Raw genomic sequence first — 23,023 nt, forward strand, 5'->3', positions numbered from 1 at the left:
TAAGATTGTCTACTTCGGTGAGGAACAGTTCGCGGTCGGGAAACCAATCTATCGGATTCGCAAACTTCTGTTGTCTGGCTCACGTGTTCGCCCCCGCTGGGCCCACGAGTCGACCGACGGTTCCGCCACGCCAACCCTCTTCGTCGCGGGGGGCGAAGAGCCGCCGAATGGCTCCGCTCCGTTCCCGGCTGGCGTCGGTGCTCGCCCGACTCAAGCGCCCCCTGCTGTACGTGATGGGCCTGTTCTACGTCGGCGCGGGACTCCTCCACTTCGTCTACCCGCAGGCGTACGCACAGGCGATCCCCCCGGTCTTCCCGGCACGGCTCGCGCTCGCGTATCTCTCCGGCGTCGCGGAGGTCGTCCTCGGCATCGCGGTGCTCTACCCGCCAACGCGACGGCTGGCGGCGTGGGGGATCATCGCGCTGCTCGTCGCCGTCTTCCCCGCGAACGTCTACATGGCGACGAGCGGGGTCGTCATCGACGCCGCGCCCGCGTTCGCGCGCGACCCCTCTACTCTCACGAGATGGGCACGGCTCCCGTTCCAGGCGGTGTTCATCGCGTGGGCGTGGTGGTACACCCGGCCCAACGGGAGGGACCGGGGGGCTGCGGACGGCCCGACCGGGTAAAGATTGATTACTCGCTGCCGGAAACAACCGACATTCATGCCGATAGATTATGCGGAATCCTGCGAGGCGTTCGAGTGGGACATCCCGGCCGACTACAACCTCCCGGCGGTCATCGACACCCACGCCGAGGCGTTCGGGGACCGGGTGGCGGTGACGTTCCGGAACGAGGCTGGGGCTCGGGAGGAACGGACCTTCGCCGACATCCGGGACGACGCGAACCGCTTCGCGAACGCGCTCGCCGCGCGCGGCGTCGGGAAGGGCGACCGGGTGATGCATCTGTTCCCCCGGCATCCGGACGCCTTCGCCATCCAGCTCGGCGTCCTCACGCGCGGGGCGCTCGTGGTCCCCTGTTCCTCGATGCTCCGCGCGAAGGACATCGAGTTCCGGGCGACCGACTGCGAGGCGACGGCGGTCGTCTGTCACGCCTCGCTGACGGAGATGGTCGAGCCGGTCCTCGACTCGACCCCGCTGGAGACGCTCGTGGTCCTCGACGGCGAGCACGAGGGGTGGGAGTCCTTCTCGGAGCTCATCGACGGCGAGTCGGCCGACCACGACGGGCCCGAGTTGGGTGCGGATGACCCGATGTCCATCAACTACACCTCGGGGACGACGGGCCAGCCGAAGCCCGTGATGCACCGCCATCGCTGGATGCGCTGTTTCGAGCTGGTGAACGGGCCGTACTGGTGGGGCTACACCCAGGAGACCGACTTCTCAGACGAGCTGATGTGGGCGACGACGGGGACGGGCTGGGCGAAGTGGTTCTGGAGCCCCGTCGGCGTGGGCCTGACCACCGGCGCCCCGCAGTTCCTCTACGACGGGGCGTTCGATCCCGAAACGTTCCTCGAGCTCATGGCCGAGGAGGGGGTCACCCGGCTGTGTGCCGTGCCGACCCAGTACCGGATGTTCAGCCAGCTCGACGACCTGGGTTCCTACGATGTCTCCCTCCGGGAGGTGCTCTCCGCCGGCGAACCGCTCAACAGCGAGTCCATCACGGATATCGAAGAGGCGTTCGGCATCACCCCGCGGGACGGCTACGGCCAGACGGAGACCGTCGCGCTCGTCACGAACTACCCCGGCATCGACGTGAAGCCGGGGAGCATGGGCCGCCCCGCGCCGGGGATGGGCACCACCATCATCGACGTGGAAGCGGAGCGCGAACTCGGCACCGACGAGATCGGCGAGATCGCCGTCCCCGTCGACTGCCCTGGCATCTTCGACGGCTACTTCGAGAAGCCAGAGCTCGACGCGGAGACGTTCAGCGGGGAGTTCTACCGCACCGGCGACCTCGCCAGCCGCGACGGCGACGGCTACTTCTTCTTCGAGGGCCGGGCCGACGACATCATCCTCTCGGCGGGCTACCGCATCGGCCCGTTCGAGGTCGAGGACGCGCTCGTCGACCACCCCGCCGTCGCCGAGCCGGCCGTCGTCGAGAGTCCCCACGACGAGCGCGGCCACGTCGTGAAGGCGTACATCGTCCTCGCCGAGGGGTACGAGCCGAGCGACGACCTCATCGAGGAGATCCAGACGTTCACGAAGGAGGCGACGGCCCCGTACAAGTACCCGCGTCGCATCGAGTTCGTCGAGGAGTTGCCGAAAACGTCGAGCGGGAAGATCCGCCGGGTCGAACTCCGGAAGCGGGAGCGGGAGCGCGTGGAGTAGGGCCACCACACCTTTCCGGCCTCGGGCCGAACTGAGAGTGGGATGAACGCATCCACTCTCGCCATCGCGTTCGGTGCCGGACTGTTCGTCCTCCCGATCCCCGGGACGTTCGTCACAGGGACGCTGGTCGCGGGGGCCGGCGGGCTGGCCAAGTGGCTCGGCTCGTGATCACGTGTCGGCGAGCCGTTTCAGCGTCTCGAACTCGCCCGCGTCGTAGGCGATGACGCGCACGTCGGCGAGCGTCGCCGGCTCGTACTCCCGGATTTCTTCGAAGATGCACGGGGCGCCCTCCTCGAGCGGAACGCCCGCGATGCCACAGCCGAGCGCCGGGAGCACCAGCGACGCACAGCCGAGGTCGTCCGCCCGGGCGAGCGCGTTCCAGGTCGCGTCGCGAATCGATTCCTCCGTGGCCCCGCCACCGGGCCGCATCGTCGCCGCGTGGATGACGTACTCGGCATCGAGGCGGTAGCCCCCGGTCTCGACGGCCTCGCCCAGCTCGATGGGTGCCTGCTCGCGGGCTTCCGCCTGAATGTCCTCTCCAGCTGCCCGGCGGAGCGCGCCCGCGACCCCCCCGCCCATCTCGAGGGCCGTGTTCGCGGCGTTGACGACCGCGTCGGCCCGCTGGGCGGCGATATCCCCCTGGATTACGTCGAACTCCATGGTTCAGATGTCGACCCGGTCGCCGTCCTCGGGGACAACCACGTCGTCGACGGCCTCGCGCAGGTCCGCGCGCGTGAGGAGACAGTGGTTGATCGCGTCCATGTGGACCGCGATGACCTGCCCGTCGGTGTGGTCGCGGACCGCGTCCACGTCCTCGGCGTCCATCGTGATGGGCTTGCCCTCCGTGAACTGCGCCGCGCCCGCGTTGACGACGACGGCGTCCGGGTCGTGGGTGGCGAGGGTCCGGGCGACCGCGTCGTACCAGACCGTATCCCCCGCGAGATACAGCCGGGTGTCGGCGTCGATGACGAACCCCGCGACGGGGGCCATCGCCTGCGCGAGCGACCCGTGGCCGTGGCGGGCCGGGACCCGGGTGATGGTCCCCTCGCCGAACGCGCGTTCCTCGTCGATGGGCCGCACGTCCGAGAAGCCCTCCTCGCGGAAGGCGTCGGCCTCTTCGGGCTGGCAGTAGAGCGGGACGCCGGGGGAGAGCGCCTCGCGCGCTGCGTCGTCGAAGTGGTCGTTGTGCCGGTGGGTGACGAGCACGGCGTCGTAGTCGAGGGAGACGTCCGGCAGCGGGAGAAGGGGGTTGCGCTTCTCGTTCGGGCTGTTCTGGATCGGCGGGTCCACTCCGGGGTCCCCGAGCATCGGGTCGACGAGGAGCGTTCGGTCCGCGATGTCGACGAGCAGCGTGGCGTGCCGGACGAGCTGACAGGTGGCCATGAGGGGACAACACACGGCGCCCGATTAAATCCACCCGACGGACACGGAGGAGGCGAACGGAGCTCTCGCGGGCTGAAACGGTGTCTCACGGGGTCGAGCGCCCTTCGGAAGCCTTATCAGTCGGTATCGTCTCCCCTCAAAGGCAATGGCGAAAGGAACCGTTGATTTCTTCAACGACACTGGCGGCTACGGATTTATCAAGACTGAGGACGCGGACGAGGACGTTTTCTTCCACATGGAGGACGTCGGTGGCCCGGACCTCGAGGAAGGGCAGGAGCTGGAGTTCGACATCGAGCAGGCCGACAAGGGCCCGCGCGCGACGAACGTCACCCGCCTGTAAGGCGTATTTCACACCGCTTCCGCGGTGAACTGACAAACACGCGCTTTTTCGGACGCTACTCGACGAGCGGCGCATCCGCCCGGTAGTGCATCGCCATCGGCAACCCCTCCGCGTCCAGTGGCGGCTCCTCGGGGAGCGACCGCAACGGCGCGTCGCCGGGGCGGGCGGTGTACGCGAGCGCGACGGCGTCGAGCACGTCGGGGACGGACACCTCGAATCCTGTGGTCCCCTCCGCGACGCCCTGGACGACCGGGGGCGCGTCCCGGTTCAACTCCGCGAGGGTGCGCATCCGCTCGGCGTAGCCCGCGGCCGTCCCCTTCGGCTCCTCGAGCGGCTCCCCCGCGAACGCCCGGAAGCAGAGCTCCGGGTGCGATTCGGCGAAGACCCCTCGGGCATCGGGGAGCTCCTGGAGGAGTTCGTCCACCGCGGCGATGGCCTCGCTCGCGGCGAACGCGCGCTCGGTGAGGCGAACCCCGGCCTTGCGCTCGTGGGTGCGCGTGGCCGCCGGGAACCGGCGTTTCCGGGTGGCCTCCCTGACTGGTGGGGGGACGATGTGTTCGCGCTGGGGGCCGACCGCCTCCCGCGCGAGTTCGTCGCACTCGCGGTGGCCCCGCCCGCTCTCGATGAGGCCGATGGGGACGCCGACGAGGATCCGCGCTGCCGTCTCCTCGTACGCGAGCCACGCGGCCCCCACGCTGTCGAACACCTGCACGTGGTCGAAGCCGGTCGGGGAGAAGGCGACCGCCAGCCACGGCTCCGCGGTGAGCCCGACGTAGAGCGGTTCCGCGGCGTCTGCCATACGTGTGCTACGCGTTCGCACTGATAAAAGGGTTCGTCAGACGCTCACCGCTCGCGCACAGCGGGTCAGGTGAGAAATCGAGGAGCCGCCGGCTCAGGTGAGCCGTGCGAGCTCCTCGTCCGAGAGCTCGAGGTCCGCGGCCCGCATGTTCGCCTCCAAGTGCGCGACGCTGGAGGTCCCCGGAATCGGGAGCGTCACGTCCGAGTGCTGGAGGAGCCACGCGAGCGCGATCTGGTAGACGGAGGCGTCGTGCGCCTCGGCCACCGCGTCGATTCCCTCGACGTCCGAGAGGTCGCCCGCGCCGAGCGGGAACCACGGGATGAAGCCGATGTCGTACGCCTCACACGCCTTCAGCACGTCCTCGTCCGAGCGGTCGGCGATGTTGTACTGGTTCTGGACCGTCGCGACCTCGACGATCTCGCGGGCCGTCTCGAGCTGGTCGACGCTGACGTTCGAGAGCCCGACGTGCTCGATGAACCCCTCGTCTTTGAGCTCGGCGAACGCGTGTACGGAGTCCTCGAAGTCCGTGTCCGGGTCGGGCCGGTGGAACTGATAGAGGTCGATGGTGTCCACCCCGAGCCGGTCGCGGGAGACGAGTACCTGATTCCGGATGTAGTCGGGGTCGCCGTGCGGGAGCCAGTCACCCTCGGCGTTGCGGAGGAGCCCCGCCTTCGTCGCCACGACGGCCTCCTCGGGCGCACCGGCCTCCCGGAGGATGCGTTCGCTCACGCCGGGACCGTAGGAGTCCGCGGTGTCGATGAAGTCCACGCCGAGCTCCAGCGCGCGCTCGACGACCGCGCGGGCGGTCGCCTCGTCGTCGGGCGTGCCGATGATGTCGTCGCCACACAGCCGCATCGCGCCGAAGCCGAGTCGGTTCACCGTGAGCTCGCCACCGATATCGAAGGTGTCCATACCCGGTGGTGCGTCCGGCTGTCGGATAGCCGTTGTCCCCGCGGAAATCCGCCGTGGTGGTCGACACCGGACAGCCGGCACGAGCGGGGTGGACTTGGCGTGACCGATTCTCCCGCTGTGAGAACGCTCGTAGCAATACATCATCCCCCACGAAGAGGGAGGGGTATGTACTGGGTACAGAAGACGCTACTCGGGATGCTCTCCGCGTTGACCGTCGGGAGCGTCGCCGCCACGCTCCTCTCGATGCCGATCTAGCGGGCGGAGAGCCCGGTGACCGACTCGGGGGTGAGCGCGAACCCGAGGAAGTCCTGCATCGGCTCCGTCGCGGAGAACAGGTCCGGATACCACGCGTTCGCCTCCACCGCGGCGAGCAGCGTCGGCCACTCCTCGGCCCCGACGGAGCGCAGCGGGCCGGTCGCGATGACGCTCGTCCAGTCGGCCTTCCCCTCGACCGCGTAGGCGAGGAAGCTCGCGGTCGTCGTCTCGTTCGCGAACACCTCCTTGCGGCTCTCCTCGCGCGGGCGCTGGAAGACGAAGTAGAGCGTCTCCCCGTCGTAGCCGAACGAGACGGGGAAGCCGTAGGCCTCGCCCGCCGCCGCGAGCGAGAGCACGCCGTGGCCCTGCGACCGGAGGAACGAGTCGATCTCCGCGCGTTCCAGCGTCCGGGCCGGTAACCCACCGACATCTGCGGCAGCCATGCGAGAAGTAGGGGACGAACGAGAATGACCGTTTCGTCAACAGAAGTTCTGCGTGGCGTAGACCCCGTCGTCGGCGACGACGATGCCGATTCCCTCCCGCGAGAACCGCGCTTTCAGGACGTTCTCGCGGTGGCCCGGCGAGCGCATCCACTCGCGGACGATGCGGTCAGCAAGCGCCTGCTCGGAGACGGCGAGCTCCCCGTTCGGCGTCGTGTAGATGTTCTCGCCGCCGGGGCAGTCGATACCGGCGCGACGGTAGCGGTCCGCCAGCCCCGACCCGTTCGGCGCCTCGTGGGCGAAGTACTCCCGTTCGAGCATGTCGCGGCTGTGCGCCTCCGCGACGGCCGCGAGCGTTTCGTTGTAGGCGAGCGGGGCGAGCCCGCGCGCCTCGCGCTCCTCGTTTATCTCCGCGTGGACGAGCCGTTCGACCCGCTGCTCGTCGAGGCCGGGGTCGGGCGCGGCAGCGAGCGCCCCCGCGACGGCGAGCGCGAGGACGACGGCCACGAGGAGCCCCTTCAGCAGGCGCTGAGGGTCCGAGAGTCGGGGAGTCTCGGGGACCTCGCGGGTCCGTGGCGCGCCGTAGTCGGTGTACCGGCCCTCGACGCCGGGGCAGTCGTGTGCCGCGGGCGAACGGTGTTCCTCACAGACCGGCGCGGCGCAGTGGCGGCACGCGGCGGAGACGGGGACCTCACGGCCGCAGACGGAACAGTCCACGGTCGGCTATGGGGGAGGAGAAGGAAAAACCGTGCGTCAGCGTGGACCAAGCGGAGGGGTCACCGGGAGTCGGAAGCGAGGCGCGTCAGCGGGGGTCCGGCAGTGCGCGTTTCGACCGCGGGGGCATCAGGTAGTTGCCGCGCCGGCGGACGAAGGTGTACTCGAGGATGCCGTTGTTCACCCGCTGGCGGATGGCGGGGTTCTCGGTGTACCGCTCGCCGTTCATCGCCTCGCGGGTCTTCTCGAAGTCCCCGATCTCGCGGTGGACGGCGAGGAAGTGCAAGCCCGCCTCGCCGCCGTCCGTCGAGTCGAAATCGCGGCGGAGGATGATGGGCGAGCCGTCCTCTCGCGCGTCGCTCGCCATCTTCTGGGAGTGGCCGATGCGGCCGTACTCCGAGGCGGCCGCGGCGGGGTCGCCGCAGTCGTCCATCGCCGAGTCGTCGCCGAGCGACTCGCCGGTACCCTCCACGGTCCCCTGTTCGGCGTGGAACGGACAGAACATCTCGGCGACGCGGTCCTCGTGGTCCTGCTCGCCGTACCAGTCGTCCAGCCGGAGCCGGATCTTCGAGAGGTGCTGGGTCGTGCCCTCGGCGAACGGCCCCGACTGGATGGTCACGCGGTCCTCGCTCGCCTGGTTCTTCGTGAAGCCGGATTTGAACCCCATGAACAGCGGGGCGTCCTCCGGGACGGGGTCACCGTCGGGGATCCCTTCCACGTCCTGATGCTCCGCGGGGAGCCCCGCGCCGACGAAGCCGGTGCGGCGCTCCCGGCGGTCGAGCACGCCGTCGAACGAGGCCGTCAGCTCGACGCCGTTCGCCCGCTCGCGGTTGCCGAGGAGGGCCTCTTCCGCCTCCAATACGACGGGAGCGTGGTCGCTGGCGAGATGGACGACGAGGTCCGGGTCGTCGAGCGCGGGGTCCTCGAACGACGAGAGCGCCGTCGGCTTCGGGAGGTCGACGCTCTCGGGGAGCGACTCGTCGAACCGCTCGAAATAATAGGGCGAGTAGCTCGCGGTGACGAGCAGCCCCTCGTTCGACCACGCGTAGGCGCGGTTGAGGCCGTCGAGCGCCGCGGCGACCTGCTCGCGGTCGGCGTCGGTCGGCGGGCCGTCGCCCGGGAGGTCGAACAGCGCGACGACGTGGTGCCGCGGCGCGACGGCGTTCCCGTGGTCGTCCGTTCGGAGGACGGCGTTCCACGCGTGCTGGCGCTCCGGCACCGCGTCGAGGTCGCCCGTCGGCACGTCAGGGCCACCGCCGAGCCGCTCGGTACAGGCCGACAGCGCGCTCGCGCCGCCGATGGCGACGGCGGCCTTCATGAACTCCCGGCGGGTGCCTTCGGTTCTGCGTTCGACCATTACAACGTCACCTCCATCGGCTCAAAGTTCAAGAATGCGGTCTCGTACCCCTCGTGGCGCGCGACCTGCGGGGGCGTCGTCACCTCGATGGCGAGGGTATCACCCGACTCGACCGACTCGACGCCCGCGCCGTAGTGGTAGCCCAGCTCGGGGTCGAGCGTCCGGGCGAGTTCGCCCTCGAACACCGTCTCGCCGTCGCGCGTGAGGGTGGCTGCCAGCCCGGCCGCGGGGATGACCATCCGGTTGTACGGGGTCGACATGACCGCCGCGAGGTAGGTGGGGGCATCCACCCCGGCAGGAGGCTCGCGGACGACGATATCGACGGTGGCGTCGCCGCTCGTCGCGGTCGCGCGGGCGTCCAGCTCGGGGGCGAAGCCGGTCGGCAGCATCTCCATCTGCATCGGCTCCACCGCGGCCCGCGAGCCGGCCTTCTCGGGCGTGGTGCGATACATGATCTCGTCGCGTTTCGCCCGCGAGTACTCCATCTCGATGGTCGTCGAGGCGGCGTTGCCGAACTTCCCCTCGAACTCGCCCGTGCGGCGAATGGGCATCCCACCGACGGAGACGGTCACGTCGTAGGTGCCATCGCCATCGAGCCCGAAGTTCGCGCCGTAGTGGAACCCCATCGGCTGGGAGAGCATGGGGTAGATGACCTCCTGTGAGACCAGCGCGCCGTCCTTCTCGATTTCGATGGAGAGACCCGTTTCGGGGAGCACCTGTTTCGTCTCGGGGTCGAACACCGTCGCCATCAGGTGGACGTCGTCGTCCGCCTCGATCTCGGTCAGCTGGATCGAGGAGCCGTTGACGTTCCAGAAACGGTGCGGATAGGAGTACATCAGGCCGAACTGATAGCCGTCGGCCATCCCCATCCCGGCCATCTGCATCCCCTCGACGTGCGTGGGGTAGTACACGGCGTCGGGGCGGTCCTCGAGGACCGCGGGCTGGCCAGCCGGCTCGGTTTGCAGGAGACTGGAACACCCGGCGAGCCCGGCGACACCGGCGAGCCCGGCGACACCGGCGAGCGTGCCGGCACGAAGAAACGTCCGTCTGTGCATGTCGGGAGGGTCGTCCCCCGGAGAAAAGCCGGTTCTGGTAGGTCTCTCGAAGGCGTTCGAGACTCGTGCCAGAACGGCTTCAGTATCTCCCAACGTTCCTGGGGTATGGCACTCAGCAGACGCAGTATGCTTCGCAGTACAGGCGCAGCCGTCGGGCTCGCGGCACTCGGCGTGACGACCGTCGGCACCGCCGCCGCGCACTTCCCCGAGGGACTGGAGTTCACCGTCCGGACGCCGGGGGGCGACGACACGCTCCGGCTCGACTCGGAGACGCACCTCGCAGTCACCGTGCGCCCGAGCGAGGAGTTCGACCCGCTGGCGAAACAGGGCCGGCGCATCGCCGAGCGCTACCGCCTCGGCGTGAGCGATGTCGTGGCCGTGGACGGCGCGGGCGCACGACCCGTCACCAGTTTCGTCGGCGCTGACCACGCGGATTCGGGGCTGACCCTCGTCTTCCCAGTCGAAGGCACCGGCCTCGAAGCGGGCGACACCGAAGTCGAACTCCGCTGGGAGCGCGGCGAGGTCGGCGCGCACCACGGGCTCTCCGGAACGGCGTCGCTGACGGTAGAGTAGGTCATTCCGCGAGCAGCGAGTCGACGAGCCGGGTGAAGCGGTCCACCAGCCGGGCGGGCATCGACGGCTCCGCGCGTTTGAGCAGGCGGGCGGTGCGCTCGGGCCGTGAGAGCACGAGCGTGACCCGACCGTAGGTGTCGCGCTGTTTTTCGACGAGTCCCTGCTCACACAGCCGGTCGAGGTGCCACTCCAGCGTGGAGCGGGCGATACCGGCTCGTTCGGCCGTCTCCCCGGCTGGAAGAGGGCCATCGGCCATCAAGACGCCGACGATGTCGGCGGCGGTCTCCCGGCGGAGGAGGGCGAGGGCGGCCCGCTCCCACGGGTCGTACTCCGGCGTGAAGTAGTGGGTGCGGCCGTAGTGGTCCGCACTCACGACCCGGTCCGCCTCCAGCAGGCGGTGGAGGTGGTACTGCACCTGTCCGGGTGCGAGGTCCAGCTCGCGGCCGAGCGCGGAGAAGTGGACGCCGGGGTCGGCCGCGATGTGGCCGGCGATGCGTTCGCGGGTCTCACTCATATTTCGCCTCCCGGCGCGCCGTCCGCGCCGTGTACACCGCGGCGATGACGAGGCTGGCCATCGCCACGTCCAGCCCGTGTTCGAGCGTGTGGTGTGCCGAATCGGGAATCATCCCCCACATCGTGCCGACCGCGACCGCCGTGCGGGCGAGCAGGGTGGCGAGTGCGAGCGTGACGAGGAGGTACGACCACGATTTTCGGCGAAGGAGCGCGGCGAGCGAGAGGCCGATGACGGCCGCCGACGCCAGTCCGGCGATGGCGAGCAGGACGGCCAGAATGAACTCCTCGGTCACGGGGCATCACCCTGACCGAGTAGCCGCGTGGAAAAAGCCGTTTCGACCGTCACGGTCGCCTCCGGCGGGCGAGGACGACCGCGGCGAGCAGGGCCAGCACGGCCACGACGACGCCGAAACCGGGGGCCGTCCCACGGGTGGGCGTCTCGGTCCCCGTGTCGCCGGGCGCCTCGGTCGGCGGTTCGAAGTCGGTCGGCAGGGGGGTCGCCGTGGTCACGATGGCCGACTCGTCCGGAGTCGGCGTCGGCGTCTCATCGCCCGTCAGGACCCGGACGCCGAAGCGCGTGGCGACCGCCTTCTCGCCGGCCCGGACGGGGGTGTCGGCCTCGGTGAACTGTCCGTCCCCGTCGTCGGTGTAGAGCACGGCATCGAGGGTGGCGCGGTCGGCCGGGAGCCCCGAGACGGGGACGGAGACGTTCTCGTGTGTGCCCGCCGAGAGCGCGACGACACCGAGCACGGCACCGCGCTCGCCGGCAGAGACGTTGTGGAGGACGAGGTGCCCCGCTTCCGGGAGCGTGGCGGTGCGGACGCGGACGGTCTCCGTCACGCGCTGGGGGGCGAACCCCGCGGCGGTGACGACGGCCGTGGCGTTCCGCTCGAGGACGAACCGCTCGCCGGCGGGCTGGCCGAAGTTCGAGAGCGGGTTGTCCTCGTCGGGCTCGAAGACGCCGTCGCCGTCGTCGCGGTGGAGGACGACCCACACGTCGCGTGCACCCTCCCACTCGCTCCAGACGGCGTCGTCGATGGTGACCCGCACGTCGGTTTCGAGCCCGCCTTCGCCCGCGAGTGCGGTGTGGCCGATGGGCTCGCCCGGCTTGCCGTTCGCGTCGGTGTGGACCACCGCCCAGCCGTCGACGGCGATGAAGGCCGTCTCGACGACGACCGTGCCGTCCGCCGACTGCTGGGGCGGGGCCGTCGCGTGATTCACGTGCGCGCTCGCGGGAACGGCGAGCAGGAGCGCACAGACGAGCACGACGACGAGCGAACGCTTCATACCTCCAGATAGGTCCCCAGCGGGAAAACTCACAGTGTCAAAGACATCGGCTCGAACTGGAGGAACGCCCGCTCGTACCCCTGGTGGCGGGCGACCTGCGGGGGGGTCGTCACGCGGAGTTCCAGTTCGTCGCCGGACTCGACGGCGACATCGGTCCCGTAGTGGTAGCCGAGCGTCGGGTCGAGCATCCGGACGAGCTCCCCCTCGAACACCGTCTCGGACCCACGAGTGACGGTCGCCTCCACGCCCGCAGCGGGGAGGAACAGGCCGTTGTAGCGGGTGCGGGCCGAGGCGTAGAGCCGTCCCTCGTGGTGGCCGACGAGGAACCGCGCGTCGTCGCTCATCACCGCCCCGCGGTAGCCCGGCAGGTCGTTCTGGGAGGGTGCGTAGCCGGTGGGCATCATCCCCATCTCCATCGGCTGTACCGCCCCCGGCTTTCCGTAGGCGTCGAGCCGTTCCGACTTCACCTTCGCACGCTCCTCGTCGGTGAATTCGAAGTCGATAACGGTGGACGCGGCCGCGTCGAACTTCCCCTCGAACGACCCCCGTGTCTCGATCGGGAGCCCCCCGACGCTCACGTTCGCGGTGTAGGAGCCGTCGCCGTCGAGCCCGAAGTTCCCGCCGTAGTGAACACCCATTCGCTGGGAGAGCATCGGGTAGATGACCTCCTGTGAGACGAACTCACCCTCCTTCTCGATCTCGATGGAGAGCCCGGTCTCCGGGATGACCGTCTCCGTCTCGGGGTCGAAGACGGTAGCCATCAGGTGGATGTCGCCGAAGGCCTCGGTCTTCTGGACGGACGTGCCGTTGACGTTCCAGAAGGCGTGGGGAGCGGAGTACATCAGGCCGACGCGGTAGGGGCCGGCCGTTCCCATCCCCTGCATCGCCATCGTCTCGCGGAACTGCTGGACGTAGATGCCGCTGGGGAGGTCCACACTAGGAGTGGTAGTCGGAGTCGAAGAGGTCGTCGAGTCATCGGCAGATCCGTCGCCGCCCGTACAGCCCGCGAGGCCGGTGAGACCCGCGGCGAGGCCGGCGCGGAGGAGGTGCCGTCGGTTCATTGCCGTACCATGGGTCCGACCTCGGTAAGGGGTTCTGGTAGACCTCTCGAATCCCGGGGTGGGAGAAACAGGACTTTACGCGGAGGAGCGATACCCACCGGTATGAGAGGTATCCTCGCACTCGCCGTCCTCCTCGTGCTCGCCGGCTGTCTCGGCGGCGGGCCGGGTGCCGACGCGCCCACGCTCGAGGAGCGGTGGACCGCCGGCGGGTCATCCGTGCAGGGGAACCACCACGCCATCGCCGCGGGGCGGGTCGAGGGGGAGGCCGTCATCGCCGCACCCGTCGGCGGTCGACAGGGTGAGGGCGGCTGTGCCCTGCTCGTCTTCGACGGGACGGGGAGCGAACGCTGGCGCGACACCATCGCTCCCGAGGCCTGCACCATCCACGCCGTCGCGGACCCCACCCTCGCCGATTACGACGGCGACGGCACCGTAGAGCTGCTCGCCGCGACGACGGAGAAGGAACTGGTCGCCTACGACGCGCTCACGGGGGACGAGGAGTTCACGTTTCCCCTGTCGAACTACGGCTACACGAAGCCCGTCGTCGCGGACGTGACGGGCGATGGCGTAAACGAGATCGTCGTGACGGACATCGACGGGACGCTGTACGTCGTCAACGAGACGGGGAAGCTATGGAACCGCTCGCTCGACGCGTTCTCGTGGAGCGCACCCGCAGTCGCCGACTTCACGGGGGACGAGCGCCCCGAGATCGTCCTCGGCATCGGGAACGGCACGGCCCTCGCGTTCGACGCCGCGGGTGAACGGCTCTGGCGAACCGAGACCGACGGGGGCGTGACGTGGACGGCGCACGGTGACCTCGACGGCGACGGCGCCCCGGAGTTCGTCGTCGCCACGGAGGCGGGCGCGGTGCAGGCGTTCGACGGCGACGGCTCCCTGCTGTGGGAGCGCTCTCTCGGCAGGCTCGCCGCGGTCGGTGCCGTGGTCGACGCGGACGGCGACGGGACCGCGGAGGTGTACGCCACCGCGCGGGACGCCACCCTGCGGGCGCTCGACGGGCCTTCCGGCGAAACGGAGTGGGAGACCACGCTCACGAGCGAGGCCGTCCAGATGACGCCGCCGCCCGTCGTGGGTGACGTGACCGGGGACGGCGAGCCGGAGATCGTCGCCACCACGAACAACGGGCGGGCGCTCGTCGTCTCCCCGTCGGGAGAGATCCGGGGCGTCTACGAGCGCGACGCGAGCATCTACACGCACGCGACGCTCGGGGACACCGACGGCGACGGCGTCGCGGAGGTCTACCTCATGTACGGTGATGGCAAGGTGGTGGCGATAGCCACCGAGAAGGTGTAGAGAGACGCCCGTGGATGGCCAAATTCGGACGAACACCCGTACAAAAGACTAATCAATGAGTGATTCATTAATTACCTCATGAGCATGAACTGGGAGGCGGAGCGGGATATGGCTCGGGATGTCGAGGAGAACCCCGAGCTGTACGCGGCCCTTGCGGACACGGACGACGAGTAATCAGCTCTCGGTGCAGTCGACGTATTCCTGCGGTAGTACATCGCGGAAGTAGCGGAGCCACACCTCGTACAGCTCGTCTTTCTCGTACAGCGTATCCAGGGTTACATTCGGAATCGCTCGGCGAACCTCGTGCGACTCGTCTCTAGCCTGCCTCGTGCGGTCAGGGGACCACGATCCCAGCTCGATGCCGTTTTCGGTGAGCAGCTTGCGGAGAAGTGCGATTGCGGTTCGATGGTTGGCATCTCGAAAGAAATGCTTCCCGACGACGGCGTGCATCCAGAGCGCACACTGCTCGACTAACGGAGCCTCGGTCGGGAAGTCACGGATGACGCGCCGAAGGTCACCGTTTCGAACGACCCAGATTTCACGGCGCACGGCTTCTTTCGACGCGTGCGGCCCCACGTCGTACTGCGCCTCGCTCATCAGGAACGAGGTGTTCCTGAACTTGAAATTCTCCGCGCTAATCGAGGAGAGGTCAGTGATACGAGGCGCGTCCTGACTCACGGACAGTACGACCCACTATCGGGTGATAAACACAAGTGGTCAGCACGGCGTCTCCCGAATGAAAGAACCGACGGCGACGGCGTCGCGGAGGTGTACCTCATGTACGGTGATGGCAAGGTGGTGGCGATAGCCACCGAGAAGCTCTGAGTCAGGTCAGTACTCGAAGTCGGACTCCATATCCTCGTAGAGGTCGTCGAAATCGAGTTCCTCGTCGCGGTTCTCCATCGCCTTCTCGATCTCGCGCTCACGGCGCTGCTGACGCTTCACACGACCTTTCCGTTCGCGTCCGCGCTTCGTGTCTCCCATACGTGAGAGTCAATGCCACGCATGGATATAATAGTGTCGGCACCCCCCGCTCCGGGGACAGGATACGGAACGGAAGCCAGCGGCTGAGCCGGAGAGCTGGAGACCGAATGTGAATGGCAGAACGGGGAACGAGGACGAAACCGAAGGAGGCGGCGCGGTTACTGCGGGAGCGGGGGCTCGCCGGGCAGCGCGTCGCGGCCGTGCGGAGCCTCGAAGTCGAGGTTCGGACCGACCGGGATGAGCTTCTTCGGGTTCAGCGAATCGTGAGTGGTGTAGTAGTGCTCCTTGATGTGGCTCATGTTGGTCGTCTCCCCGAAGCCGGGCGTCTGATACAGGTCACGCAGGTACGGCCAGAGGTTGTCGTACTCGTAGATGTGCTTGCGGTTACAGCGGAAGTGGGTGTGGTAGACCTGATCGAAGCGGACGAGGGTCGTGTACATCGCGATGTCGGCCTCGGTGAGGCGGTCACCGGCGAGATAGCGCTGGTCCGCCAGCACCTCGTCCCAGCGGTCGAGTTCGTTGAACAGCTCGCGGACGGCGCTGTCGTACGCCTTCTGTGACTCCGCGAACCCCGCCCGATACACGCCGTTGTTGATGGGCTCGTAGATGGCCTCGATGCGGTCGTCGACCGCCTCGCGGTACCCCTCGGGGTAGAGGTCGACGCCGTTTCCGTCGAACGCCGTGTCGAGCATCCGCATGACCTCCTTCGACTCGTTGTTGACGATGGTCTCCTCTTCCCTGTCCCACAGCACGGGCACCGTCACGCGACCCGTGTACTCCGGGTCCGCCTCGACGTACGCCTCCCGCAGGTAGTCGAAGCCGTTGATGGAGTCGGCCGAGCAGCCCTTCTTCCCGGGCGTGAACTGCCAACCGTCCTCGTCACGGTACGGGTCGACGTAGTCGACGGAGATGGCGTCTTCGAGCCCCTTCAGCTTTCGCGTGATGAGCGTCCGGTGGGCCCACGGGCAGGCGTACGAGACGTAGAGGTGATAGCGCCCGGACTCCGCGGGGTACTCCTCGCCGATGAACTCGCGGAACGAGGTCGGCTGTCGCTCGAACTCTCCCGACTCGTTGGTGGCCTGGTACTCCTCCTCCGAGAGCCACTCCCCGTTGACGAACTGGTGCATTCGTTCGTAGGTTGGGGATGAGAACGGATAGGCGTAGTGGCGACACGGATGTCACCGGGGAACCCGCACACCACCGCGCCTGCACCACCGCTCGACTCCCCGTCCCGGCGAGTGAACCGAACGCCGGCGTCATCCCGCTTCGAAGGCTTTATCCACGTACTCGGCAGTAGTTCCACGTAATATGAGCGACAAACCTGCCTCGATGTACCGGGACATCGACAAGCCGTCGTACACCCGTCGCGAGTACATCACCGGGATTCCCGGATCGAAGATCGCACAGCACAAGATGGGCCGCAAGGACAAAGAGCCCGAGGACTACCCCGTCCAGATCTCGCTCATCGTCGAGGAGTCGATGCAGATCCGCCACGGCTCGCTCGAAGCCTCCCGGCTCTCCGCCAACCGTCGCCTGCTGAAGGAGCTCGGCGAGAACGGCGACTACAAGATGATCCTCCGGAAGTTCCCCCACCAGGTCCTGCGCGAGAACAAGCAGGCGACCGGTGCGGGTGCGGACCGTGTCTCCGACGGGATGCGCCAGTCGTTCGGGAAGATCGTCGGCACCGCCGCGCGCGTCTACGCCGGCGAACAGCTCTTTACCGTCTGGTGTAACCCCGAGGACGCCCCCGTCGTGAAGGACTCGCTGCGCCGCGCGTACAACAAAATCTCCCCGCCGTGCCGCATCAAGGTCGAGCGCGGTGAGGAGCTGCTCGTCGCGTAACGCGGTCCGTCTCTCTTTCCCGTTTTCGCCCGGTGCAGAGTGGCAGGTGTGTTCGTTCGGTGAATGCCGAGAGGTCTGGATAGCCACCCACACAGGTCCCAGAAGTGCCGAACAATCCGGCCGAAACTCTTTGTTCGGGTAGGACGTTCGTGCCAGCATGGGAAGTCACGTCCGTCGAGGGAGTCCACCGTTCGAAGACGTAAGACCCGACGACGAACAGCAGGACTCACTCGGTGAGTTCCTCTCTGAGGAGAATCAAGAGCTTTCGTTGGGGGAGTTCCTCTCCGGGCGGTTCAGTTCACTCGACATCGACCCGGTCGAAGAGGTCCGGACGGTTCGCCGTCGCGAGAAGGAATGAGACTACTCGTCGATGCCAACGTCCTCGTCGCTGCGATGGTGGAGGAGGATGGCGGAGGCGAAGCGACAGCACTACTGAAACAGGAGCACGAGTTCTGTGTCTCGGTGACGACGTTGATGGAGGTTCGAACCGTTTTGAGCAAAAAGAAGCGAATCGAAAAGGAGGCCATCGAACGGACTATCGGCGGGATAGTTGCCCGGACAGACGTGTACGCACTTGAACGAGACGACATCCTCAACGGATACACGATGCAAAAACAGAATTTCTTGTATCCGATAGATTGTCTCCTCCTCTCACTGGCTGACGATATCGGTGCGAATCTCGTGACGTTCGGTGCTGAATTGCAAGACGCCGGCGCTGTAGCCCCGGCGGAATTGGTGTAAAATGCTCAAACTCACCGTCGCCACGAACGCCGAGACCCTCGACCGCATCAGGACACCCCTCAGAGAGCGCGGTATCGAGGCCGAGTACGTCCCGACGAGCGAACGCCTGCTTCCCCTCGATTCGGATTTGGGCGAGTTCGACGCCGGGTTCGTCTTCCCCTCGCGACTGATGGAGGGTGGAGTTGCCGACGCCATCCTCGACGTGCCCTGGGTGAACGACCGGGAAGCGATTCTTCGTTCCAGAAACAAGGCCGGGGCGCTCGCGCGCCTGCGCCGGGCGGGCGTGCCCACGCCCGAGACGGTGCTGGTGTCGAATCAGGTGGGGCAAGCAGACCTCCGGGCTGCGTTCGAACGGTTCGAGTCCCCCGTCGTCGTGAAACCCAACTCCACGACGCGGGGGGTGGGCGTGGCGAAGGCCCACGACCTCGACTCCTTCCTCGGCGTGACGGACTACCTCTCCTTAGTCCACGACTACCGCGCGACGGGGGACAGGTCGTTCCTCGTCCAGGAGTATCTCCCCGACGCGCGGGACTACCGGGCGATGGTCGTCGACGGGGAGTTCGCGGGGGCCGTGGAGCGACGGCTGCCCGATTCGATACTGAAATCCGGGGGCTGGAAGCACAACGTCCACCGCGGGGCCGAGGCACGAGGGGTCGACCTGCCCGACGACCTCCGGCGGCTGGCGGAAGACGCCGCCGAGGCGCTCGATATCCGGTGGCTGGGCGTGGATATCCTCGTCTCGGACGGAAGGGCGGTGGTGAACGAGACGAACGCACGGCCCACGGTCGATAGCGAAACGAAGTACGAAGACGGGTTCTACGACCGGCTCGCGGCGCTCATCGAGGACGTGGCGGGCGCCTGAAAACGGGGAGCCTCAGTTCAGGTCGATCTTCGAGGAGTCGTCGGCGCGGGCGAGTGTCACCTCGAGGACGCCGTTGTTGAACGACGCCGACGCGGAGTGTTCGTTGACGCGCACGGGGAGGGTGAGTCGCTCCTCGTACTCCCGGTGGTCGGAGGCCGCCCGTACGGTGAGGTGGCGGCCGTCGCATTTGATGTCGATACCGTCCTTCTCGATGCCCGGCAGGTCACCGACGACGCGGAGCTGCTCGTCGGTCTCGTAGATGGAGAAATGCGCATCGTCGCCGAACCCCGCGTCGGCGTCGATGTTCACGTTCCCACCGGTCATCTCTTCCATCATCCGCTCGATCTCGCGGAAGATGTCGTCGAAGGGGTCGTCGCGGTCATCACGACGCATACGAACGCTGGTAGGCGACTCCACGGCAAAAGCCTTCTGTCCGTGTCAACCGATGACAAACCGTCAGCTGGAGCTCAGAAGCCGACGCCGATGGCCTCGTTCGTCGTCTCGATGGACGCCTCGCGGTCGGCCGTCCCGAGCACCGCGCGGATGGCGTCGACGTTCTCCGGAATCACGTCGGACTCCTGGTGGATGGCCTGGAACAGATAGAGGTCGTCGTCCTCCATCGAGATGGACTCCTCCCAGATGCAGTTCTCCCAGATATCGGCCCGAGGCCGGTCGCGGTCCATCGCGAACTCCTTCAGCTTGCCCGCGCCGTCGATATCGTACTCGGGGGGGATGAGGAACAGTCGAGACTCCTCGGCGAGGAGCGCTTTGACCTCTTCTTCGGTGGGAACCTCCTCCAACTGGACGTTCACGCTGTGGGTGTGCATCAGCGTCGCGGGCACCTTCATCCCGAGCGTGTCGATCGCGAGGTCGGGGAAGATGGTGTTCACGTCGGGGCCGTGGTGGGAGGGGAGGGTCACCGGGTTCGGGAGGATGTCGTTGATGGGTCCCCGGGAGGTCTGGCCGGGGTCGCCACCGCGGCGGACGAGCGTCACCCGCGCCTTCTTCACGCCGTACTCCTCCTGCAGCGGCGCGAGGAGCCGGGAGAGCCCGGTCGTGTTACAGGAGACGACGCGGACGTGGTCCGCGCCCTCGGCCTGCTCGAAGTTGCCGCGGGCGTTGAACGAGACGTCCACGAGGTCCGCGCTCTCGCCACCCTGATACAGCGCGGGGGTGTCGTACGCCTCGTAAAGCGCTTTGTTGTCCGCGCCGATGCCGGAGGGACAGCAGTCGACGACGATGTCGGCCGACTCGACGAGTTCCTCGACGGTGCCGGCCACCTCGATGCCGGCCTCCTCGAACAGGGGAAGCCGCTCCTCGATGGCGGCGTAGAGGGGGTAGCCCTTCGCGACCGCGGTCTCGGCCTCGTGGTTCGGTCGGGTCTTGGCGACGCCGACCAGTTCCATGTCCGGCTGGAGCGCGACCGCGTCGGCCACGCGCTTCCCGATGGTCCCGTACCCGTTGATGGCGACCTTACTCATGCGCGAGGCTCGCGTGCCGCGCGCATTAACCGTTTCGAGACTCCTACCCCGAAATTCACCGAGTCGCGAGTAAACCCCGAGGAGGCGAGGGGAAGCCATTTCTCTCCGCGGGGAAAAATGGAACCATGACCGATCTCCGGACCCCCGCAGAGACCGCCATCGGCCAGTGTCTCGACCTGCGCGCGCACGAATCGCTCGTCGTCGTCACGGACGACGAGCGGCTCCCCATCGGTGCGGCGCTGTACGAGGCCGGCCGCGAGGTGACGACCGACGCCACGCTCCTCCGGTTCCCGCCCCGAACACAGCACGCCGAGGAGCCACCTGCGCCCGTCGCCGCGGCCATGCGGGAGGCGGACGTGTTCCTCGCCCCCACCACGAAATCCCTCTCGCACACGGACGCCCGCTCGGCCGCCTGCGCCGCGGGTGCCCGCGGTGCGACCCTCCCCGGCATCACCGAGGAGGTGTTCACGACCGGCCTCGATGCCGATTACGACGCCATCGCCGCGGAGTGTGCCCGGATGCTCGACAAGGTCGAAGGGGCCGAGGAGATCCGCGTCACCTCGCCGCAGGGGACGGACGTCACGTTCGCCTTCGGCGACCGGGAGTGGCACGACGACACCGGCATCGTCCACGAGCCGGGTGACTTCTCGAACCTCCCCGCGGGCGAGGTGTTCATCTCCCCCGTCGACGCGAACGGCGTCTTCGTCGTCGACGGCACCATCTCGCCGCACTCCCTATTAGAAGCGGGCCAGACCGTCCGGTTCGAGGTGGAAGACGGCACCGTCACCGACATCGACGACCCGGACGTGGCCGCGGAGTTCGAGGCGGCCGCGGAGGAGGTCGGTGCGGACGCCTACAACCTCGCCGAGCTCGGCATCGGGACGAACCTCGCGGTCACGGAACTCGTCGGCTCGGTGCTCTTGGACGAGAAGGCGGCCGGAACGGTCCACATCGCGGTGGGTGACGACGCCTCCATCGGCGGGGACGTCTCGGCGCCGATCCACTCCGACGGCGTGTTGCGGGAGCCGACGGTGTACGTGGATGGGGAGGTCATCGACCTCCCAGAGCCGCAGCGGTGAAACCGTGAAGAGGGGAGCGCATAGCGCTCCCGGAGCCGTTGTTCCGGTAGTTCTCGGCACCAGCACTCACCCCAGCGGGACCGAGACAGACGGAAAACCCCAGTCCGCGCGCTTTTACGTCCGCACACGCAATCTGCCCCTATGAGCCAACCCACGGAGCGTGTCGCGGCCCGCTGTCCGTCGTGTTCGACGGACGAGCCGACCGCGCACGAACTGCTGAAGGAGGGTGGACTCGCCACCGTCCGGTGTACGGAATGTGGCCACGTCCACAAGACGGAACTCACGGCAGAGGAGACGATAGAGCGACGCGTCGTCGTCTCGCAGGAGGACGAGTCGTTCACCGCGCAGGTGGAAGTCGACCCCGAGCGGAAGCTGAAGAAGGGCGAGGAGTTCCTCCTCGACACGGAGGAGGCCATCCTCACCGTCCGCATCACCGATTTGGAGTACCCGGACGGCCAGCGCCACGCGCTCGCCGAGGCCGAGGACGTGGGGACCATCTGGACCCGCGCGGTGGGGAACGTGGCGGTCAACCTCACGCTCCACCCGAAGGACGGGCGGCGCGACGAGACCCGCTCGCTGAAGATCCAGGTGCCCGGCGACGAGGAGTTCACCGTCGGCGCGACGAGCGAGTACGGCGGCGAGGAGTTCACCGTCGAGGGGATCGTCATCCGCGACGACGCCATCTCCCGGTACGACTTCGAGCAGCTGGACCACGACCGCGACACGGCGCAGGCGAAGGACATCAAGCGGCTCTACGCCCGCGACGAGTCCTCCACCGCCTGGTCGGCGTGGTAAGGCTAAGGCACTAACATCCCCGTCCCGAACGCGGGGCATGCACCGCGAACGCCGCCTCCTGTGGGCCGCCCGCGACTCGGGCGCCCTCGACGCACTCCTCTCGACGGCCGGCACCCCCGCGAGCGTCGCGACCGAGACCGGGCTCGACGAACGCGACGCGGCCCTCCTCGTCGACGCGCTCGCCGAGCAGGGCTTTCTCGAGCGCGTGGGCGAGGAGTACGAACCGACGAATCGCCTCCTCGGCTTCCTCACGAAGACGGACCTGCGCTCCATCGGTACCCTCCCGCAAGCGCTCGACGATTTCACGAGGTGGGCCGCGCTTCCCGACACCCTCCGGGGGGAGCCGGTCCCCGAGCCGACCCACGCCCTCCGCAATCGGCTGGGCGCGATGGAGGACGCCCCGGAAGCGCACGTCAGGGCCGTCGTCACCGAGGCGCTCCGGGCGACCCCCGATGCAGAACGGATAACGGTTCTCGCCGACGGGCCGGGGCGACACGCCCGCGAGGCCGCCGAGCGGGGACTGGCTGTGACGCTGGTGGAGACGCCCGAAATCATCGGGGAGATCAGACCCCTCCTCGCCCCGACGCCCGTCGAACCGGTGGCGGGCGACCCCTCTGGGACGGTCCCGGACGCGGACCTCGTCATCGCCGTCGACGTGGCCCGGCGATACGACGAGCCCGCCCTCACCCGACTCCTCGCGCGGGCGGCCGGGGCACTCGGCTCCGAAGGAGCCGTCGTCCTCGTCGAACCCCTCCGCGGTGAGACCCCCGGGGTGGCCCTCGACGCGGTCGAGGCGCGGGCGCGGGGCGAGTCCGGGCGGACGCACACGCGCGCGGCGTTCGAGCGGGTGTTCGAGGCGGCCGGGCTCCGGCTCGACGTTCGAGACGTCCCCGGCACCGACCGGTTCGCCCTCCGCGGGCGCGGGGTTGAATAGCCCCCGCGCCCGAGTTCGGC

At 68.1% G+C, this 23,023-nt stretch carries 30 protein-coding genes; 13 read left to right on the forward strand and 17 right to left on the reverse strand.

All coding sequences use genetic code 11. From position 1 onward, the window contains the following. Positions 1-167 precede the first annotated feature (167 nt). Genes ACQUQR_RS12090 through ACQUQR_RS12100 form a run of 3 tightly spaced genes read left to right on the forward strand, consistent with a single transcriptional unit; the run spans position 168 to position 2,453 of the window. Entirely contained in the window at positions 168-626 is a 459-nt protein-coding gene (locus tag ACQUQR_RS12090; protein WP_435196736.1) for a DoxX family protein, read from the forward strand. Between the two features lie 36 nt (positions 627-662). Beyond that, positions 663-2,285: an acyl-CoA synthetase gene (locus tag ACQUQR_RS12095; RefSeq protein WP_435196737.1), complete on the forward strand. Its 1,623-nt coding sequence runs from the start codon at positions 663-665 to the stop codon at positions 2,283-2,285. Between the two features lie 42 nt (positions 2,286-2,327). After that, a complete protein-coding gene (locus ACQUQR_RS12100; protein WP_435196738.1) occupies positions 2,328-2,453 on the forward strand; it encodes a hypothetical protein in 126 nt (41 codons plus the stop codon). Here ACQUQR_RS12100 and ACQUQR_RS12105 read toward each other — a convergent pair whose 3' ends face one another. Both ACQUQR_RS12105 and ACQUQR_RS12110 read right to left on the reverse strand, forming a co-directional pair. After that, entirely contained in the window at positions 2,454-2,945 is a 492-nt protein-coding gene (locus tag ACQUQR_RS12105) for a macro domain-containing protein (RefSeq protein WP_435196739.1), read from the reverse strand. It lies immediately after the preceding gene. Between the two features lie 3 nt (positions 2,946-2,948). Next, complete coding sequence (locus ACQUQR_RS12110) at positions 2,949-3,668, reverse strand: MBL fold metallo-hydrolase (RefSeq protein ID WP_435196740.1); 720 nt, start codon at positions 3,666-3,668, stop codon at positions 2,949-2,951. 145 nt (positions 3,669-3,813) lie between these two features. Here ACQUQR_RS12110 and ACQUQR_RS12115 point away from each other — a divergent pair, with 145 nt between their 5' ends. Further along, a complete protein-coding gene (locus ACQUQR_RS12115) occupies positions 3,814-4,008 on the forward strand; it encodes a cold-shock protein (RefSeq protein ID WP_435196741.1) in 195 nt (64 codons plus the stop codon). Between the two features lie 55 nt (positions 4,009-4,063). Here ACQUQR_RS12115 and ACQUQR_RS12120 read toward each other — a convergent pair whose 3' ends face one another. The 6 genes from ACQUQR_RS12120 to ACQUQR_RS12145 all read right to left on the reverse strand — a co-directional run bounded on the left by ACQUQR_RS12120 (position 4,064) and on the right by ACQUQR_RS12145 (position 9,540). Continuing rightward, positions 4,064-4,807 (reverse strand): DUF429 domain-containing protein, encoded by a 744-nt coding sequence (locus tag ACQUQR_RS12120; RefSeq protein ID WP_435196742.1) that lies wholly within the window; start codon positions 4,805-4,807, stop codon positions 4,064-4,066. A gap of 93 nt (positions 4,808-4,900) precedes the next feature. Continuing rightward, complete coding sequence (locus ACQUQR_RS12125) at positions 4,901-5,719, reverse strand: aldo/keto reductase (RefSeq protein WP_435196743.1); 819 nt, start codon at positions 5,717-5,719, stop codon at positions 4,901-4,903. Between the two features lie 251 nt (positions 5,720-5,970). Further along, positions 5,971-6,417: a pyridoxamine 5'-phosphate oxidase family protein gene (locus ACQUQR_RS12130; RefSeq protein ID WP_435196744.1), complete on the reverse strand. Its 447-nt coding sequence runs from the start codon at positions 6,415-6,417 to the stop codon at positions 5,971-5,973. A 36-nt stretch (positions 6,418-6,453) separates the two neighbouring features. Further along, positions 6,454-7,131 carry a CAP domain-containing protein gene (locus ACQUQR_RS12135; RefSeq protein WP_435196745.1) on the reverse strand — a complete coding sequence of 226 codons (678 nt, stop codon included), beginning with the start codon at positions 7,129-7,131 and terminating at the stop codon, positions 6,454-6,456. Positions 7,132-7,216: 85 nt separating this feature from the next. Beyond that, entirely contained in the window at positions 7,217-8,485 is a 1,269-nt protein-coding gene (locus ACQUQR_RS12140) for a DUF7405 family protein (RefSeq protein ID WP_435196746.1), read from the reverse strand. Then, on the reverse strand, positions 8,485-9,540 hold the full coding sequence (locus ACQUQR_RS12145) for a DUF7350 domain-containing protein (protein ID WP_435196747.1): 1,056 nt from the start codon (positions 9,538-9,540) through the stop codon (positions 8,485-8,487). The genes ACQUQR_RS12140 and ACQUQR_RS12145 overlap by 1 nt, the downstream gene beginning before the upstream one ends. A gap of 126 nt (positions 9,541-9,666) precedes the next feature. Between ACQUQR_RS12145 and ACQUQR_RS12150 the strand changes: the two genes are divergently transcribed. Further along, positions 9,667-10,113: a hypothetical protein gene (locus ACQUQR_RS12150; RefSeq protein ID WP_435196748.1), complete on the forward strand. Its 447-nt coding sequence runs from the start codon at positions 9,667-9,669 to the stop codon at positions 10,111-10,113. Position 10,114: 1 nt separating this feature from the next. Here ACQUQR_RS12150 and ACQUQR_RS12155 read toward each other — a convergent pair whose 3' ends face one another. The 4 genes from ACQUQR_RS12155 to ACQUQR_RS12170 are packed head-to-tail and all read right to left on the reverse strand — an operon-like array spanning position 10,115 to position 12,974. After that, positions 10,115-10,627, reverse strand: a complete 513-nt coding sequence (locus tag ACQUQR_RS12155) for a winged helix-turn-helix transcriptional regulator (protein ID WP_435196749.1) — start codon at positions 10,625-10,627, stop codon at positions 10,115-10,117. Next, complete coding sequence (locus ACQUQR_RS12160) at positions 10,620-10,919, reverse strand: DUF7471 family protein (RefSeq protein ID WP_435196750.1); 300 nt, start codon at positions 10,917-10,919, stop codon at positions 10,620-10,622. The genes ACQUQR_RS12155 and ACQUQR_RS12160 overlap by 8 nt, the downstream gene beginning before the upstream one ends. 49 nt (positions 10,920-10,968) lie before the next feature. Next, complete coding sequence (locus ACQUQR_RS12165) at positions 10,969-11,913, reverse strand: DUF7282 domain-containing protein (RefSeq protein ID WP_435196751.1); 945 nt, start codon at positions 11,911-11,913, stop codon at positions 10,969-10,971. A gap of 29 nt (positions 11,914-11,942) precedes the next feature. Then, positions 11,943-12,974: a DUF7350 domain-containing protein gene (locus ACQUQR_RS12170; protein ID WP_435196752.1), complete on the reverse strand. Its 1,032-nt coding sequence runs from the start codon at positions 12,972-12,974 to the stop codon at positions 11,943-11,945. Between the two features lie 102 nt (positions 12,975-13,076). Here ACQUQR_RS12170 and ACQUQR_RS12175 point away from each other — a divergent pair, with 102 nt between their 5' ends. Next, positions 13,077-14,285, forward strand: a complete 1,209-nt coding sequence (locus tag ACQUQR_RS12175; RefSeq protein ID WP_435196754.1) for an FG-GAP-like repeat-containing protein — start codon at positions 13,077-13,079, stop codon at positions 14,283-14,285. Between the two features lie 174 nt (positions 14,286-14,459). Here ACQUQR_RS12175 and ACQUQR_RS12180 read toward each other — a convergent pair whose 3' ends face one another. From ACQUQR_RS12180 to ACQUQR_RS12190, 3 genes are all read right to left on the reverse strand, one after another. After that, the gene (locus tag ACQUQR_RS12180; RefSeq protein ID WP_435196755.1) at positions 14,460-14,963 is read right to left on the reverse strand and encodes a hypothetical protein; all 504 of its coding nucleotides are present in this window, start codon (positions 14,961-14,963) and stop codon (positions 14,460-14,462) included. 153 nt (positions 14,964-15,116) lie between these two features. Continuing rightward, positions 15,117-15,269, reverse strand: a complete 153-nt coding sequence (locus tag ACQUQR_RS12185; protein ID WP_435196756.1) for a hypothetical protein — start codon at positions 15,267-15,269, stop codon at positions 15,117-15,119. A gap of 158 nt (positions 15,270-15,427) precedes the next feature. Continuing rightward, entirely contained in the window at positions 15,428-16,396 is a 969-nt protein-coding gene (locus ACQUQR_RS12190) for a glutathione S-transferase family protein (protein WP_435196757.1), read from the reverse strand. 181 nt (positions 16,397-16,577) lie between these two features. On the opposite strand from ACQUQR_RS12190, the gene ACQUQR_RS12195 reads away from it, so the two are divergent. The 4 genes from ACQUQR_RS12195 (at position 16,578) to ACQUQR_RS12210 (ending at position 18,714) form a co-directional block, all read left to right on the forward strand. Further along, positions 16,578-17,111, forward strand: coding sequence for a 50S ribosomal protein L16 (locus tag ACQUQR_RS12195; RefSeq protein ID WP_435196758.1), 534 nt, complete (start codon positions 16,578-16,580; stop codon positions 17,109-17,111). A 157-nt stretch (positions 17,112-17,268) separates the two neighbouring features. After that, positions 17,269-17,469, forward strand: a complete 201-nt coding sequence (locus ACQUQR_RS12200) for a hypothetical protein (RefSeq protein ID WP_435196759.1) — start codon at positions 17,269-17,271, stop codon at positions 17,467-17,469. Continuing rightward, a complete protein-coding gene (locus tag ACQUQR_RS12205; protein ID WP_435196760.1) occupies positions 17,466-17,852 on the forward strand; it encodes a type II toxin-antitoxin system VapC family toxin in 387 nt (128 codons plus the stop codon). The genes ACQUQR_RS12200 and ACQUQR_RS12205 overlap by 4 nt, the downstream gene beginning before the upstream one ends. A 1-nt stretch (position 17,853) precedes the next feature. Continuing rightward, positions 17,854-18,714 carry an ATP-grasp domain-containing protein gene (locus tag ACQUQR_RS12210; RefSeq protein ID WP_435196761.1) on the forward strand — a complete coding sequence of 287 codons (861 nt, stop codon included), beginning with the start codon at positions 17,854-17,856 and terminating at the stop codon, positions 18,712-18,714. Between the two features lie 12 nt (positions 18,715-18,726). On the opposite strand, the gene ACQUQR_RS12215 is transcribed toward ACQUQR_RS12210, so the two are convergent. Both ACQUQR_RS12215 and ACQUQR_RS12220 read right to left on the reverse strand, forming a co-directional pair. Further along, positions 18,727-19,107, reverse strand: coding sequence for an Hsp20/alpha crystallin family protein (locus ACQUQR_RS12215; RefSeq protein WP_435196762.1), 381 nt, complete (start codon positions 19,105-19,107; stop codon positions 18,727-18,729). Positions 19,108-19,181: 74 nt separating this feature from the next. Beyond that, a complete protein-coding gene (locus tag ACQUQR_RS12220; RefSeq protein ID WP_435196763.1) occupies positions 19,182-20,195 on the reverse strand; it encodes a type II glyceraldehyde-3-phosphate dehydrogenase in 1,014 nt (337 codons plus the stop codon). Between the two features lie 125 nt (positions 20,196-20,320). Here ACQUQR_RS12220 and ACQUQR_RS12225 point away from each other — a divergent pair, with 125 nt between their 5' ends. The 3 genes from ACQUQR_RS12225 (at position 20,321) to ACQUQR_RS12235 (ending at position 23,003) form a co-directional block, all read left to right on the forward strand. Next, positions 20,321-21,274, forward strand: coding sequence for an aminopeptidase (locus tag ACQUQR_RS12225; RefSeq protein ID WP_435196764.1), 954 nt, complete (start codon positions 20,321-20,323; stop codon positions 21,272-21,274). Between the two features lie 141 nt (positions 21,275-21,415). Further along, positions 21,416-22,069, forward strand: coding sequence for an HVO_0476 family zinc finger protein (locus ACQUQR_RS12230; RefSeq protein ID WP_435196765.1), 654 nt, complete (start codon positions 21,416-21,418; stop codon positions 22,067-22,069). A 37-nt stretch (positions 22,070-22,106) separates the two neighbouring features. Next, positions 22,107-23,003 carry a methyltransferase gene (locus tag ACQUQR_RS12235; protein WP_435196766.1) on the forward strand — a complete coding sequence of 299 codons (897 nt, stop codon included), beginning with the start codon at positions 22,107-22,109 and terminating at the stop codon, positions 23,001-23,003. The last annotated feature ends 20 nt before the right edge of the window (positions 23,004-23,023 follow it).

This window comes from Natronomonas sp. EA1, assembly GCF_051195035.1.
Classification (GTDB): domain Archaea; phylum Halobacteriota; class Halobacteria; order Halobacteriales; family Haloarculaceae; genus JBNTJV01.

Excerpts from the sequence above, each read along its gene's own strand:
- ACQUQR_RS12090 (WP_435196736.1), top strand. The coding sequence starts at position 168 with ATGGCTCCGCTCCGTTCCCGGCTGGCGTCGGTGCTCGCCCGACTCAAG.
- ACQUQR_RS12095 (WP_435196737.1), top strand. The coding sequence starts at position 663 with ATGCCGATAGATTATGCGGAATCCTGCGAGGCGTTCGAGTGGGACATC.
- ACQUQR_RS12100 (WP_435196738.1), top strand. The coding sequence starts at position 2,328 with ATGAACGCATCCACTCTCGCCATCGCGTTCGGTGCCGGACTGTTCGTC.
- ACQUQR_RS12105 (WP_435196739.1), bottom strand. The coding sequence starts at position 2,945 with ATGGAGTTCGACGTAATCCAGGGGGATATCGCCGCCCAGCGGGCCGAC.
- ACQUQR_RS12110 (WP_435196740.1), bottom strand. The coding sequence starts at position 3,668 with ATGGCCACCTGTCAGCTCGTCCGGCACGCCACGCTGCTCGTCGACATC.
- ACQUQR_RS12115 (WP_435196741.1), top strand. The coding sequence starts at position 3,814 with ATGGCGAAAGGAACCGTTGATTTCTTCAACGACACTGGCGGCTACGGA.
- ACQUQR_RS12120 (WP_435196742.1), bottom strand. The coding sequence starts at position 4,807 with ATGGCAGACGCCGCGGAACCGCTCTACGTCGGGCTCACCGCGGAGCCG.
- ACQUQR_RS12125 (WP_435196743.1), bottom strand. The coding sequence starts at position 5,719 with ATGGACACCTTCGATATCGGTGGCGAGCTCACGGTGAACCGACTCGGC.
- ACQUQR_RS12130 (WP_435196744.1), bottom strand. The coding sequence starts at position 6,417 with ATGGCTGCCGCAGATGTCGGTGGGTTACCGGCCCGGACGCTGGAACGC.
- ACQUQR_RS12140 (WP_435196746.1), bottom strand. The coding sequence starts at position 8,485 with ATGGTCGAACGCAGAACCGAAGGCACCCGCCGGGAGTTCATGAAGGCC.
- ACQUQR_RS12145 (WP_435196747.1), bottom strand. The coding sequence starts at position 9,540 with ATGCACAGACGGACGTTTCTTCGTGCCGGCACGCTCGCCGGTGTCGCC.
- ACQUQR_RS12150 (WP_435196748.1), top strand. The coding sequence starts at position 9,667 with ATGCTTCGCAGTACAGGCGCAGCCGTCGGGCTCGCGGCACTCGGCGTG.
- ACQUQR_RS12155 (WP_435196749.1), bottom strand. The coding sequence starts at position 10,627 with ATGAGTGAGACCCGCGAACGCATCGCCGGCCACATCGCGGCCGACCCC.
- ACQUQR_RS12165 (WP_435196751.1), bottom strand. The coding sequence starts at position 11,913 with ATGAAGCGTTCGCTCGTCGTCGTGCTCGTCTGTGCGCTCCTGCTCGCC.
- ACQUQR_RS12170 (WP_435196752.1), bottom strand. The coding sequence starts at position 12,974 with ATGAACCGACGGCACCTCCTCCGCGCCGGCCTCGCCGCGGGTCTCACC.
- ACQUQR_RS12175 (WP_435196754.1), top strand. The coding sequence starts at position 13,077 with ATGAGAGGTATCCTCGCACTCGCCGTCCTCCTCGTGCTCGCCGGCTGT.
- ACQUQR_RS12185 (WP_435196756.1), bottom strand. The coding sequence starts at position 15,269 with ATGGGAGACACGAAGCGCGGACGCGAACGGAAAGGTCGTGTGAAGCGT.
- ACQUQR_RS12190 (WP_435196757.1), bottom strand. The coding sequence starts at position 16,396 with ATGCACCAGTTCGTCAACGGGGAGTGGCTCTCGGAGGAGGAGTACCAG.
- ACQUQR_RS12195 (WP_435196758.1), top strand. The coding sequence starts at position 16,578 with ATGAGCGACAAACCTGCCTCGATGTACCGGGACATCGACAAGCCGTCG.
- ACQUQR_RS12200 (WP_435196759.1), top strand. The coding sequence starts at position 17,269 with ATGGGAAGTCACGTCCGTCGAGGGAGTCCACCGTTCGAAGACGTAAGA.
- ACQUQR_RS12205 (WP_435196760.1), top strand. The coding sequence starts at position 17,466 with ATGAGACTACTCGTCGATGCCAACGTCCTCGTCGCTGCGATGGTGGAG.
- ACQUQR_RS12210 (WP_435196761.1), top strand. The coding sequence starts at position 17,854 with ATGCTCAAACTCACCGTCGCCACGAACGCCGAGACCCTCGACCGCATC.
- ACQUQR_RS12215 (WP_435196762.1), bottom strand. The coding sequence starts at position 19,107 with ATGCGTCGTGATGACCGCGACGACCCCTTCGACGACATCTTCCGCGAG.
- ACQUQR_RS12220 (WP_435196763.1), bottom strand. The coding sequence starts at position 20,195 with ATGAGTAAGGTCGCCATCAACGGGTACGGGACCATCGGGAAGCGCGTG.
- ACQUQR_RS12225 (WP_435196764.1), top strand. The coding sequence starts at position 20,321 with ATGACCGATCTCCGGACCCCCGCAGAGACCGCCATCGGCCAGTGTCTC.
- ACQUQR_RS12230 (WP_435196765.1), top strand. The coding sequence starts at position 21,416 with ATGAGCCAACCCACGGAGCGTGTCGCGGCCCGCTGTCCGTCGTGTTCG.
- ACQUQR_RS12235 (WP_435196766.1), top strand. The coding sequence starts at position 22,107 with ATGCACCGCGAACGCCGCCTCCTGTGGGCCGCCCGCGACTCGGGCGCC.